This window comes from Geobacillus sp. JS12 (assembly GCF_001592395.1).
GTDB classification, from domain to species: Bacteria; Bacillota; Bacilli; order Bacillales; family Anoxybacillaceae; genus Geobacillus; species Geobacillus zalihae.
This window is the reverse complement of sequence record NZ_CP014749.1, coordinates 383,942-397,053: the sequence shown is the minus strand read 5'-3', so window position 1 is coordinate 397,053 and position 13,112 is coordinate 383,942. Positions and strand designations below refer to the sequence as shown.

The 13,112-nt window shown below is 53.8% G+C and carries 10 protein-coding genes and 2 pseudogenes; 5 read left to right on the top strand and 7 right to left on the bottom strand.

The window, feature by feature from the left end; translation table 11 throughout:
• The first annotated feature begins 67 nt into the window (after positions 1-67).
• The 4 genes and pseudogenes from mtnA to A0V43_RS02030 all read left to right on the top strand — a co-directional run bounded on the left by mtnA (position 68) and on the right by A0V43_RS02030 (position 4,783).
• A complete protein-coding gene (mtnA, locus tag A0V43_RS02045) occupies positions 68-1,135 on the top strand; it encodes an S-methyl-5-thioribose-1-phosphate isomerase (protein WP_063192263.1) in 1,068 nt (355 codons plus the stop codon).
• Positions 1,122-2,281 (top strand): annotated as a pseudogene (locus A0V43_RS02040) (sugar ABC transporter substrate-binding protein). Before mtnA ends, A0V43_RS02040 begins: the two are co-directional and overlap by 14 nt.
• Entirely contained in the window at positions 2,278-3,828 is a 1,551-nt protein-coding gene (locus A0V43_RS02035) for a sugar ABC transporter ATP-binding protein (RefSeq protein ID WP_063192262.1), read from the top strand. Before A0V43_RS02040 ends, A0V43_RS02035 begins: the two are co-directional and overlap by 4 nt.
• Positions 3,770-4,783, top strand: coding sequence for an ABC transporter permease (locus A0V43_RS02030; protein ID WP_063192261.1), 1,014 nt, complete (start codon positions 3,770-3,772; stop codon positions 4,781-4,783). The genes A0V43_RS02035 and A0V43_RS02030 overlap by 59 nt, the downstream gene beginning before the upstream one ends.
• A gap of 501 nt (positions 4,784-5,284) precedes the next feature.
• Here A0V43_RS02030 and A0V43_RS02025 read toward each other — a convergent pair.
• Complete coding sequence (locus A0V43_RS02025) at positions 5,285-5,779, bottom strand: methylated-DNA--[protein]-cysteine S-methyltransferase (RefSeq protein ID WP_015374243.1); 495 nt, start codon at positions 5,777-5,779, stop codon at positions 5,285-5,287.
• Entirely contained in the window at positions 5,769-7,985 is a 2,217-nt protein-coding gene (locus A0V43_RS02020) for a PAS domain-containing sensor histidine kinase (RefSeq protein WP_063192260.1), read from the bottom strand. Before A0V43_RS02020 ends, A0V43_RS02025 begins: the two co-directional genes overlap by 11 nt.
• 263 nt (positions 7,986-8,248) lie before the next feature.
• Here A0V43_RS02020 and A0V43_RS02015 point away from each other — a divergent pair, with 263 nt between their 5' ends.
• The gene (locus A0V43_RS02015) at positions 8,249-10,018 is read left to right on the top strand and encodes a B12-binding domain-containing radical SAM protein (RefSeq protein WP_063192259.1); all 1,770 of its coding nucleotides are present in this window, start codon (positions 8,249-8,251) and stop codon (positions 10,016-10,018) included.
• Between the two features lie 56 nt (positions 10,019-10,074).
• Here the strand turns inward: A0V43_RS02015 and A0V43_RS19675 are convergent, their stop codons facing one another.
• From A0V43_RS19675 to A0V43_RS02005, 5 genes and pseudogenes are all read right to left on the bottom strand, one after another.
• Positions 10,075-10,224: a hypothetical protein gene (locus A0V43_RS19675; RefSeq protein WP_164834604.1), complete on the bottom strand. Its 150-nt coding sequence runs from the start codon at positions 10,222-10,224 to the stop codon at positions 10,075-10,077.
• Positions 10,217-10,384 carry a hypothetical protein gene (locus A0V43_RS19670; RefSeq protein WP_011230441.1) on the bottom strand — a complete coding sequence of 56 codons (168 nt, stop codon included), beginning with the start codon at positions 10,382-10,384 and terminating at the stop codon, positions 10,217-10,219. Before A0V43_RS19670 ends, A0V43_RS19675 begins: the two co-directional genes overlap by 8 nt.
• Positions 10,381-10,536: a hypothetical protein gene (locus tag A0V43_RS19665; protein ID WP_164834603.1), complete on the bottom strand. Its 156-nt coding sequence runs from the start codon at positions 10,534-10,536 to the stop codon at positions 10,381-10,383. The genes A0V43_RS19670 and A0V43_RS19665 overlap by 4 nt, the downstream gene beginning before the upstream one ends.
• A 60-nt stretch (positions 10,537-10,596) precedes the next feature.
• Complete coding sequence (locus A0V43_RS02010) at positions 10,597-11,733, bottom strand: zinc-dependent alcohol dehydrogenase (protein ID WP_063192258.1); 1,137 nt, start codon at positions 11,731-11,733, stop codon at positions 10,597-10,599.
• A pseudogene (locus tag A0V43_RS02005) lies at positions 11,705-12,973 on the bottom strand (MFS transporter). Before A0V43_RS02005 ends, A0V43_RS02010 begins: the two are co-directional and overlap by 29 nt.
• Between the last annotated feature and the right edge of the window lie 139 nt (positions 12,974-13,112).

Below are 13,112 nucleotides of genomic sequence, written 5' to 3'. Positions count from 1 at the left end.
CCATTCGATCCGGCCCGCCGGCAACGGGCCGGACAAACGAACAACGCCAAAAGAAAGGAAGACAGCAATGAGCACATTTGCCATCCCGCGCTCAGTCGAATGGCGCGAGACGCATGTGACGATTTTAAACCAGCAAAAGCTGCCATCCATCATCGAATATATCGACTTGCACACTTTGGAAGACGTCTATGAGGCCATTGCCACGCTGAAAGTGCGCGGAGCGCCGGCGATCGGCATCACCGCCGCCTATGGCCTGGCGCTTGCCGCGCTCGGCTATGACACCGAATCGCTCGATGAATTCCGCCGCTGCTTGAAACGAGATCGTGACTACCTAGCCAGTGCCCGGCCGACCGCCGTCAACTTGTTTTGGGCGCTCGATCGGCTTGTCACCGCTGCGGCCGACGCCCTTTCCGTCAACGAGGCAAAAACGGCGCTCATCCATGAGGCGATCCGCATTCAAGTGGAAGATGAGGATGTGTGCCGCCGCATCGGCGAATACGCGTTGTCGCTCTTTCGTCCGGGCGATCGGGTGATGACGATCTGCAACGCCGGCTCGATCGCCACCGCCCGCTACGGAACGGCGCTCGCCCCGTTTTATTTGGCGAAAGAAAAAGGAATCGAGCTATCCGTTTACGCCCTTGAGACACGTCCCGTTTTGCAAGGGGCGCGCCTGACCGCCTGGGAGCTGATGCAAGCAGGCGTCGACGTCACGCTTATTACGGACAACATGGCAGCGCAAACGATCAAAGCGAAAGGGATTCGCGCCATTATCGTCGGAGCCGACCGGATCGCACAAAACGGCGATACAGCGAACAAAATCGGCACGTTCGGCCTGGCCTTGCTCGCGAAGTCGTTTGACATTCCGTTTTACGTCGCCGCGCCGCTGTCCACGATCGATTTGACGACGAAAACAGGTGCGGACATCCCGATCGAAGAGCGCCATCCGGATGAAGTGACCCACATTGCCGGCGTGCGCATCGCCCCGGAAGGCGTCAACGTATACAATCCGGCGTTTGACGTAACGCCAAACGAACTCATTACCGCCATCATTACCGAAAAAGGCATCATTCGCGGCAATTACAACGCAACGCTGCCATCATTATTCACAAAGGAGGAGCAACATGAAACGATTTAAGGCCTTATCTTCCCTTTTTCTTCTTTTCTTTGCCGTGTTCTCCATCTTGGCTGGCTGCACACACGAGCAAGATGCCGTGAGCTCCAAGCCAGCCAACGGAGCCAAGACCACGAACAACAAAACGGAAACGACATCCAGCCACTCGACGGCAACAAGCGACGAGCAAGCGGCCATTCCCGAAAAGTTGAAAAAGCCGGTGAAAATCGCCGCCATTATGCAACTGTCCATCGGCACGTTCTCATCGCAATACATCGCCGGCGTCAAAGAACAAGTGCAAAAATTCGGCGGCGAGGTGCAAATTTACAACGCCGACAACGATTTAACCAAAATGGCATCGTACGTTGAGACGGCCATTACACAAAATGTGGACGCCATTTTGCTTGATCACGGCCGCGCCGATGCGCTCGAAGGCCCGGTGAAAAAAGCCGTCGCCAAAGGCATTCCCGTTGTGGCGTTTGACAACGATTTGAACATTCCCGGCGTCACCGTCATCGACCAAGACGACTACAGCCTCGCCTGGAAAACATTAAAAACGCTCGCAGAAGACTTAAACGGGGAAGGCAACATCGTCACGATTTGGGTCGGCGGCTTTACCCCGATGGAACGCCGCCATGTCATTTATGACGCGTTCAAAAAACGCTATCCGAACATTAAAGAAATCGCCAAGTTCGGCACGGCGAGCGCCAACACAGCTTTGGACACACAAACGCAAATGGAAGCGATTTTGAAAAAATACCCGAACAAAGGCGACATTGACGCTGTCTTCGCAACTTGGGACGAGTTCGCCAAAGGGGCGACGCGCGCCATCGAGCAAGCCGGGCGCACGGAAATTAAAGTGTATGGCATCGATTTGAGCGATGAAGACTTGCAAATGATCCAAAAACCAAACAGCCCATGGGTGGCGACAACGGCGACGGACCCAGCCGAAGTCGGCCGCGTCCAAGTGCGGTTCGCCTATCAAAAAATCGCCGGCGAGAAAACGCCGAACATTTACTCGCTTGAGCCGCATTTAGTGAAACGGTCCGATCTTCCGGACAAACAAGTGTCGATGAATGAGCTTTCGCAATACATTCCGGGCTGGGGCAATCCAATGTCGCCATCTCGCCGTGGATGAAAACGTTGGAAGCCCAGGTGAACAAAAAATGAACGGGTTGTCAATGCGGGGCATTGAAAAATCGTTTGGCGCCGTGCGCGTGCTTGACGGCGTGGACTTCGACGTTCGTCCTGGCGAAGTCCACGCCCTTTTAGGCATGAACGGCGCCGGCAAAAGCACGCTCATGAACATTTTGGCCGGCGCCATTCCGCCTGACGCTGGTACGATCACGATCGACGGTACGATATACACGTTTTCATCGCCGCGCGAAGCAAAACAAGCCGGCATCGGCCTCGTCGTTCAAGAAGTTGACACAGCGCTCTTTCCCGGCTTGCCGATTTACGAAAATGTAGCGGCGGACGAGTTCGTCCATGTGAAGCAACGGCCGATTCGCTCGCTGCGTCAAGAAAAAGAGCGGGCCGCCGCCCTCCTTCGCCGCGTCGGCCTGTCGTTGCCGCCGACGAAATTGGCTCGCGACTGCTCGCTCCATGAAAAGCAGCTGATTGTGCTCGCCAAAGTGCTGTCATCCAACGCGCGCTATATCATCCTAGACGAACCGACGGCCGCCTTAAGCGAGGCGGAAACAAGGCGTCTGTTTGCCATCATCGATGAACTGAAGCAGCAAGGCGTCGGCTTTATTTACATCTCTCATAAGCTGAAAGAAGTTCAGGAGATCGCCGACCGGCTGACGATTTTGCGCGACGGCCGCGTCGTCTATCACGGAGGCGCCCGCAGCCTGCCGCTTGAGGACATCATCCTTCATATGACTGGAACGAAGCGGACCGCCGCCGCGAAACAAGCACGCACATACAGAAGCGACATCGCGTTTGCCGCCCGCGGAATGTTGATCGACAAAACCGGGACAACAGTCGACCTATACGCCCACCGCGGCGAAATCGTCGGCATCGCTGGCTTGGTTGGCGCCGGCAAGACGGAGCTTGCCGAAAGCCTCATCGCCCACCGGAACACATCCGGCGAGTGGGAAATCGATGGCAGACGCTATGTGTTCTCATCGCCTTATGAAGCCATCGACGCCGGCCTTTGCCTCATCCCGGAAGAACGGCGCAAACAAGGGTTGTTTTTGCCCGAGTCAGTGAAAACGAACTTGACCGTCCGCCTTCTTTCCCGCCTGTCGCGCTGGCAATGGATCAGCCGGGCGAAAGAAGCGGCTGAAGCCGACGGGCTCGTCCGCTCGCTAGGTGTTCATCCGCCGTCAAGCACCACCGTCGTTCGCCACTTGAGCGGCGGCAATCAACAAAAAGTCGTCATCGGCAAATGGCTCAACACAAACGCACGCGTCTTTTTGTTTGACGAACCGACCAAAGGGATCGACGTCCATGCGAAGCAAGAGGTGTTTTCCATCATTCGCTCCCTTGCCGATGAAGGAAAAACGGTGCTGTACTTTTCCAGCGAATTTCAAGAGCTGCTTGACATTTGCGACACCATCTACGTGATGGTCGACGGCCGGCTGCTCGCCCGCCTGCCGGCCGCTGAACTGACGTATGAACAGCTTGTTTACTATTGCAGCGGAGGTGAGATCCATGAGCCAGCCAGCCGTTTCCACAACGCCGTCGAAAAAAACGGCGCCGTCCATTCTTGAATGGTTGTATAAACACGGCACCTTGCTGGCCATTCTTGCCGTGATCGCCTACTTCGGCATCACGCAAGACCGATTTTTTACGTATGAAAACTTCAGTGACATTTTGCGGTCCATTTCGATCGTGACGCTCGTGGCCATCGGCATTACGTTTTCGCTCATCGTCGATGGCTTCGATTTGTCCGTCGGTTCGACGGTGAGCCTCGCGACGATCGCGAGCGCCGCGGCGCTCGTCCTGTACCGCCAAGAAATTTTCATCACCCTGCTCGTGCCGCTGTTGCTTGGCATTGCTGTCGGGCTCTTGAACTCGTTGTTGATCGTCAAATTCAAATTGCCCGATTTGCTTGCAACATTGGCGACGATGTACGCCATTAACGGCGTGCAGCTCACCTATACGAAAGGGTTTTCGATCTACAACGACATGCCGCTGCCCGATGGCGGCACGGCGCCGGGCAAATTCATTCCTTCCTTTTTGTTTATCGGCCAGGGAGAGCTGTTCGGCGTACCGTTTTCTGTCTTGCTTATGCTGTTTGTCGTCATGGCCGCTCATCTGTTTTTAACGTACACGAAACCCGGCCGCCTCTTTTATTTGACCGGGGAAAACCGCGAGGCGGCAAGGCTCTCAGGCATCCCAGTCAACCGCTATCGGACATATGCATACGTCATCAGCGGGTTTTTTGCGGCCTTAGGCGGCATCGTCCTTGCCTCGCGCATCGGCACCGGGCAAGTGTCGGCCGGCGCCTCTCTTTTAATGGACAGCGTCGCCGCCGCCTACATCGGCTTTTCCGTCTTTGGCGCCGGCAAGCCGAACGTCATCGGCACATTGTTCGGCTCGATTTTAATGGGCGTGTTGCTGAACGGCTTGACGATGGCAAACGTCCCGTATTACGCCCAAGACATTATAAAAGGCGCCATTTTAGTCGGCGCCCTCGCCTTGTCGCATTGGCAAAAAACATAACGCCCGATCTCTGCCCCCGTGGATGGCAATCCTCGGGGCAGACGCGTTTTTCATATAGATGCAACGAAGAAGTTTACCATATCCTTGACGGAAAAGCGGTTTGTCCATTTTCGACTGTCGAAGGCAAGCAACAGGCTTGCCCCGTCACGCCTTGGCGTGACGGAAGACCAAACAACCACCTGCTTCACAGACCCATATATGGGTCTTTAAGCGGCGTTGTTCGGTCGCCCGACAGTCGATCAAATACTTGATAAAAGCTATAAATGGTAAAGCTTCAAATTGCATCTATATATAAGTTGCAATAAAGATTTTCCGATTGTTCGATTCTGTTTTCCTTCATAACAAGTCATTTTGATAGAATGCAGCGAGCGCTCTACTGGATGTAAAACAAAGTTTCAACTTATATAGACAAGCCATCAGCTTCTTTTTCCGCCTGCTCCATTGCAGCATCCGCATACAACGCCTTCCAAACTCTTTGCCTGTTCCACGAACGCAAGAGCGTCATCTACGTAAGCGGCGCTCAAGCTCCAACAGCTTCGCCTTCACATCGGTGCGGCTTCCGGCATAGCCAATGAGAGCGCCGTTTTTGCCGACAACACGGTGGCACGGAACGAGAATCGACAGTTCATTCGCCCGGTTTGCCTGGCCGACGGCGCGCACCGCTTTCGGGCGGCCGATTTGCGCGGCGATGTCAGCGTATGTCGCCGTCTCGCCGTATGGGATGCGGCAAAGCGCCGCCCACACCTCTTCTTGGAAGGCTGTTCCCTTCCACTTCAGCGGCAAGTCAAATACTTGGCGTCGACCGTGGAAATACTCATCCAGCTGCCTAAGCGCGCGTTCAAGAAGCGGCGACCAGCTTTTGACAACCGAATGTTCGCCGGCGAACGCGCGCCATTCTTCTGGAAACAGCTCGACTTTGACAATCGCGTCGCCGTCGGAGGCGACGTAAATGTCGCCGAGCAGCTCTGAGCGGTATACTGCATATTCAATCGTCATCGTCGTCCTCTCTTTCCATTCGTTCGATCGGCAAGGTGATATGGAACGTCGTGCCGACGCCGACTTCGCTTTCCACTTCAATTTTCCCTTGGTGCTCTTCTATGATTTTATAGCTGACCATCAAGCCGAGGCCGGTGCCGCGTTCTTTCGTCGTATAAAACGGCTCGCCAAGCTTTTTGATTTTATCTTTTGGAATGCCGCATCCTTGGTCGGTGATGGAGATGCGCACATAGCACCCGGCGCGAGTGATGCGCACCGTAATGTCCCCGCCTTTTGGCATCACTTCGATGGCGTTTTTCAAAATATTGATGAACACTTGCTTCAACTGATTCGGCTCGCAATACACCGGCGGCAGCCCGCGCTCGAAGTCGGCGATGATTTGCACGTTGTGCATCATCGCTTGGGCGCTGATCAAATCGATCGTGTCTTGCATAATTTTGCAGATATCATTTTGTTTGTACTGCACCGCCTGGGGCTTCGCCAGGACAAGAAACTCGGTGATGATCGACTCAATCCGTTTCAATTCCGACATAATGACATTAAAATACATCGAATAGTCGCCGTCAATGCTTCCTTGCAACAGCTGAATGAAACCCTTTAGCGCCGTCATCGGATTGCGGATTTCATGGGCGATGCCGGCGGCCAATTCCCCGACGACGTTGAGCGTATCCGACTTGCGCAGCTGCAGCTCCATCTCCTTGCGCTCGGTCACATCGCGCAGCATCATCATCCCGACGCCGGGAATCACTTCCTTTTTCAGTGAAAACTCAATAATTCTCCCTTTTCCCTCGTCGAAAAATTCGACCTCGCCGCTCGCTTCGCCGGTGCGTTGGCATTGTTGAAGCAGCTTATTGAGCTGGCGGCGCGCCCGCTCCGGAACGAGCTCGACCACCATTCGGCCAAGCAGCGCCTCCTTTTCGACGGAAAAAATGCCGCAGACAACCGGATTGGCGTCGATGATCCGATGCTTGGCATCCCAAAGCAAAATACCATCCATCGCATGATCGAAAATGCTCCGGAACTTTTGCTCGCTTTCGCGCAGCTCGCGCTCGATTTTCCGCCGCTCGCTCACATTGCGGAAAATCGTCAAGTGGTACCCGTCGATCGCTCCTTTTTTCATGGTGAACTCGAGCTGCTTATCCTCACCGTTCGGCATATGAAACGTCAGCTCGTCACGGATTTCCCCTTTGCGCCGGAACTCGCTGAAAATGCGTTTCACCTTTTCGTCCCCATAGTCGACAAACTCAAACAAATTGCGGCGCACAAGCAAATTCAAGGGCAGCTCAAACGTCCGGCTCGCCGCCGGATTGGCGTTCAATATGTAGCCAAAATCGTCCCAAATGAGGATCGCCTCATGCGCTTGTTCGAAAATAGCCCGGAACCGTTCTTCGCTTTTTTGCAACTTGATTTCCATATTTTTTCTTTCTGTCACATCGCGCATAATGGCCATGTAAAACCCGCTATAGACGTTGGAAGTCGCCGTCAGCTCAAACATTTTCACCGTTCCGTCCGGGCGGACAAGCGACAACTCGCCTTTGGCCGTTCCCTTTTCTTTCACTTCCGCGAGCAGCCGAGCGAACTCATTGGCGCATTCGCGGGCGACGAACTGCTGAAACGACAAATTGAGCAGTTTTCCTTTTTCCAAGTTCAAGCTCATCGAAAACGCCGGATTGACATCGATAAACCGCCCAAATTCATCGAAAATGACGATGCCGTCAACGGCGCGGTTGAATACGTCGCGAAACAAAAACTCATGAATGATGCGTTCGCGCTCAAGCGCCTTATGGGCTGAGATGTCGCGCATCATGACAAGGTCAAATTCGTCGAACACATCCTTTTTCATCGAAAATTCCACATGCTTCACTTTGCCGTCCGGCAGTTTGATGAGCAGTTCATCGCTGAACGAACCGAACTTTTGCAACATCGAGCGCTGAAACAGCAAAATATCGGGCGGCACAAGTTCGAGGAACGAAGAAAACGAATGGCCGATCAACGAAAACTTATCCATCTCAAACAGCTTGCACGCCGCTTCGTTCACATCGACAAATTCACCGTTTTTATTTAAAATCACGATCGCATCGAGCGACCGCTCAAAAATGATCGAATAACTGTTCAACCGCTCTTTTAACCGCCGATTTTCCTCTTCAAGCGACCGCACATCCGTCGATGCATTTTGTTCTTCCCGAGGAGAAAGGCTTTGGGCCATATCCATCTCTCCTTGTCTATTCAAACCATTCAACGAAATATATATTCGATGTGGAAAAATTTACTCCTCCCTTGATTTACGAAGATTTTTTAAAATTCTTTTCCACAATGTTCGACAAGTTTTTCTGCTTTTTCATTTGGCTAAACTGCATGATAGTCAACTCTCCCCCTCGCTTAAAGCCAAATGAAAGCTTCCAATTGCATCTATAAATTATAGACAAAGGAGTTTTGCTGCTATATGATAGACAAAGGGGTTTTGTTGCGATGAACATCGTCTGTGCGACATTGAACGCCAAATACATTCATATGAATTTAGCCATCCGCTATTTAAAAGCATACGCTCAGCCCGAATTTGACGTCAAGCTTGTTGAGTATACGATCAAAGACCCGGTGCTGAACATTGTGACTGATTTGTACCAACGCCGTCCGGATGTCATCGGCTTCAGCTGCTACATTTGGAACATTGAAGAAACGATCAAAGTCGTCAAGCTGTTGAAAAAAGCAGCGCCGAATATTGTCATCGTCGCCGGCGGACCGGAAGTGTCGTACGATGTGCGTGAATGGATGGAGCGGGTGCCGGAATTGGATTTTATCGTCATCGGTGAAGGGGAAGAAACGTTTAAACAGCTGCTCTTTGCCTTAGAAGGCCGCAAAGAAGTGGCAGATGTCGCAGGGCTGGCGTTTCGCGATGGAAAGCGCATCGTCGTCAATCCGCAGCGAAACAAAATCCGCCTTGCTGATATGCCGTCGCCGTTTCGCTTTCCGGAAGACATCCCACATCTTCCGAACCGGATCATCTATGTGGAGACAAGCCGCGGCTGCCCGTTCAGTTGCCAATTTTGCCTGTCCTCGATTGAAGTAGGTGTCCGCTATTTTGACCGTGAAAAAATCAAGGATGATTTACGCTATTTAATGAAGCACGGAGCGCGGACGATCAAGTTCGTCGACCGGACGTTCAACATTAGCCGCAGCTATGCAATAGACATGTTTCGCTTTTTAATTGACGAACATGTACCGGGAACGGTATTTCAGTTTGAAATTACCGCCGACATTATGCGCCCGGAGGTCATCGAGTTTTTAAACAAGGAGGCGCCGCCCGGGCTGTTCCGCTTTGAAATCGGCGTCCAGTCGACAAACGACGAAGTGAACCGTCTCATTATGCGCAAGCAAAACTTCGCAAAACTTTCGCGAACGGTGACGATGATTAAAGAAGGCGGGAAAATCGCCCAGCATTTGGATTTGATCGCCGGTCTGCCCGAAGAAGACTACAACTCGTTCCGAAAGACGTTTAACGACGTGTTCGCCCTTCGCCCGGAAGAACTGCAGCTTGGCTTTTTGAAACTGCTGCGCGGCACTGGGTTGCGCCTGCGCGCCGAGGAGTACGGCTATGTGTATATGGACCATGCGCCATACGAAGTGCTCGCCAACAACGTCTTGTCGTTTGATGACGTCATCCGCATCAAGCAAGTGGAAGACGTGCTCGAAAAGTATTGGAACGCCCATCGAATGGACGAAACGATCGAGTACTTGGTGACCGATGTGTTCCCATCGCCGTTTGACTTTTTCCAGCAGTTTGGCACGTATTGGGATGAGCGCGGCTGGGCGCGCATTGGCCATCAGCTTGAGGATTTATTCCGCCGCCTGCATGAGTTTTTACGTACGTGTGCGCCAGATGCCCTGCCTGTCGCCGAATCGCTCATGAAATACGACTACTTGCGCAACCAAAAATACAAACCGCGCAAGCCGTGGTGGGAAGAAAAAACGGAGAAAACGACGCGCACGACCGTCTACCGCGCGTTGCTTGAGCGCCCCGAGGTGCTTGGGGAGGACTTTGCCGCCCTCGGGCTCGGAGAAAAGGAGCTGTTTAAACATACGGTCGTGGAAATCGTGCCGGTTGATGTCAGCCACTACGCCGCGAAAAAGCAACTCTCATGGGCGCCAACCGTCATCGTCGCCTACTTCGACCCGTCCGGCGCCGGCGCAACGCTGTTTTCCGCACCGCTGTCCGCCTTGTCCGCTTCGGCATCGGCCTAACGGCCCAACGCCGGAGGCACGGCTTTTTTGTGCACCACGTGAAAAAGCAGGGAGCGTTATCCCTGCTTTTTTCGTTTCTTTTCGTTTTCTTTCGCCCGTTTTTGTTCCTCCATGATCCAAAGCGGCTCATGGGCGGCGAAATCGCCCCATTCAAACGCCATTTCTTCGCTTATTCGGGCGGGCTGTTGGTTCCCTTTTTTATCCATCGCCGCCTCCTTGGCGGCCTTTTTTCGAGTTGCGGTTCGCGCCGCGGATCATATCTTCCTCGCCGGCGTATTGGGCCGCAAACTCCGTATCCGGCAAGCTTTCCGTCGGCGTTTTGTTGTTGTTTTTCGCTGCGTCAAATTTCACTTTCCGTTTCATCATCGTCTCGTCCCCTCCTCGTTTACAGTCTCTCGCTGATACGCGACAAGCACAATTTCTTCTCCTGTTTCTTCGCGCAGCCGCTGCTCGAGCTGCTGCAGCTGGCGAAGCGTCCCGTCTTGCAGGCGGGCGACCGGAAATGCGATGTTCGCCACATCCATCCTCCTTCCGCATTTTTTCTTATCGTCTCTCCGCTGCGCCGACTTTATGCGCCGCTACGGTTTGAGCACCACTTTAATGCAGCCGTCTTTCTTTTCATCGAAAATCTCGTATGCATATTGCGCCTCGTCAAGAGGAAGACGGTGCGTGATGATGTCAGTCGGGTCGAATTTTCCTTCGACGATCCATTCGTACAGCGTCGGAATGTAATGAATGACCGGCGCCTGCCCCATTTTCAGCGTAATGTTGCGCGAAAACAAGTCGCCGAGCGGGAATTGATTGTAACGGGAGCCATACACTCCGACAAGCTGGATCGTTCCACCTTTGCGCACCGCCTGTGAGGCGATGACGATCGCCCCCATCGCTCCGCCTTGCAGCTTCAGCGCCGAGCCGAGCAATTCAAGCGGCGTCATTTTTCCGTCCAGGCCGACGCAATCGATGACGACATCAGCCCCGCCGCCGGTCAGTTCCTTAATGTATTCGCCGGTGTTTTCGTATTCGGTAAAGTTGATCGTCTCCACTTTATTCGTCTTTTTCGCATGTTCGAGCCGATAGTCGATGTAATCGACGGCAATGACGCGTTTTGCCCCTTTCAGCCAGGCGAATTTTTGCGTCAACAATCCAACCGGACCGCAGCCGAGCACGACGACTGTATCGCCGTCTTTCACCCCTGCCTCATCAACACCCCAAAACGCGGTCGGGACGATGTCTGACAAAAACAAAAGCTTTTCATCTTCGAGCTCGCAGTCGTCCGGGACGACAAACGGAGTGAAGTTGGCAAACGGCACGCGCAAATATTCAGCTTGCCCGCCCGGGTAGCCGCCAAACGTTTCAGAATAGCCAAAGTATGCCCCCGATTCTCCGTTCGGGTTGGACGCATCACATTGGCTCTCAAGCCCGTGCTGGCAATACCAGCATTGGCCACAAGCAATCGTAAACGGCACGATGACACGGTCGCCTTTTTTCACTTTCGTCACCGCCGGCCCGACTTCCTCGACAATGCCCATCGGTTCGTGGCCGATAATAAAATCTTCTGGCATGTTCGGGACCATGCCGTGCACTAGATGAAGATCCGAGCCGCAAATGGCGGTGCTTGTGATTTTTACAATAATATCATCATCCTTCAAAATTTTTGGATCTGGCATTTGTTTCACTGCGATATCTTTAATGCCTTGGTATGTGACCGCTTTCATTCCCTTCCCCTCCGTCCATTTCTGGATGTATCAGCCAAAAGGCAAGCCCCCCGCCGACGAGCGCCAGCCCGCTGAGCAAGAACAAGAGCGGACCGGCGCCGCCTTGCATCAGCCAGGCCGCCAACGGCGGACCGGCGGCCATGCCGATAAAGCGAAGCGAACTGTAAAACGACGTCACCGTCCCGCGCTCGCTTTTCTCAATTCCTTCCGTGATAAGCGCATCTAAACACGGCAACGCAGCGCCGATGCCGATGCCGGCTGCCGAGAACAACGCCAGCCAAACGGAAAGGGATGGATGAAGGGGAACGATGGCCAACGCAGCCGCCGATAGGACGGAGCCGGCTGCAACGCCCCATTTCATCCGCTGTTTCCGGCCGCCGATCGCTTTCCCGGCCGCAAACGAAGCGAGGCAGAGCGCTCCGAGCGGGATGGAGAGCACCCATCCTTTCCTTATCCCGTCGATGTCATAAACCTCTTCAAGGCGGCTCGAAAGAAAAAATAAAAAGGCAAACAACACGAGCATGAGCAGACCCCCAATGGCAAAAACACCGGCAAGCCAGCGCCCTTCGCGATGGAAAATCACCTTCACCGCCGCAATAAAATCCCGCAACGGCAACGGCCGCTCCCGACGCGCCGGCACCTGGATGGACCAAACCATCATCGCTGCCGATAGCAGGCAAAAGACAGGGAAGGAGAAAAATGGAAAAAACCAAACGATGCCAGCCAACATCGCCCCGAGAATCGGGCTTAGCACTTTGCCGAATGTGTTCGCAGTTTCAACCGTCCCTAAACAGTGACTTGCCTCCTCCTCATCCGGAAACAAATCGCCGACAAGCGGCAAAACGATCGGAAACGCCCCGGCCGCCCCAAGCCCTTGCAGCATGCGCCCGGCAATCATCCATCCGTACGGATCGTCCATCCGCCAAGCGGCCCATCCCGCCAGCCCCCCTCCCGCGGCCGCCAGCAACAGGCTTGGAATGATGACCATTTTTCTCCCGATGCGGTCGCTTATATATCCAGCCAGCGGAATGAACAAAATCGCGACAACGGAATACATCGTAATCAGCAAGCTTGACTGCAGCGGCGTGATGCCGAGCTACCGTTCCATCGCCGGCAGCACCGGGATGAGCATCGAATTGCCCAGCGTCATGACAAGCGGAATCGAGGCAAGCGCAGCGACCGCCCACCCCCGACCGGCCTGCCTTCCTGCCTGTTTTGGCAGCCGCACCGTCCATTCCATGGCTCCAGTTCCTTTCTTCGTGGAATTGGTATTTCACCTATATGATGCTCGTTTTTTCAACGCCTATGCCGCATGAAAAAAGGCTGTCCGCCAAGGTCGGGAAGACCTTGGCAGACAGCCCTATTACACCTGCTCGTTT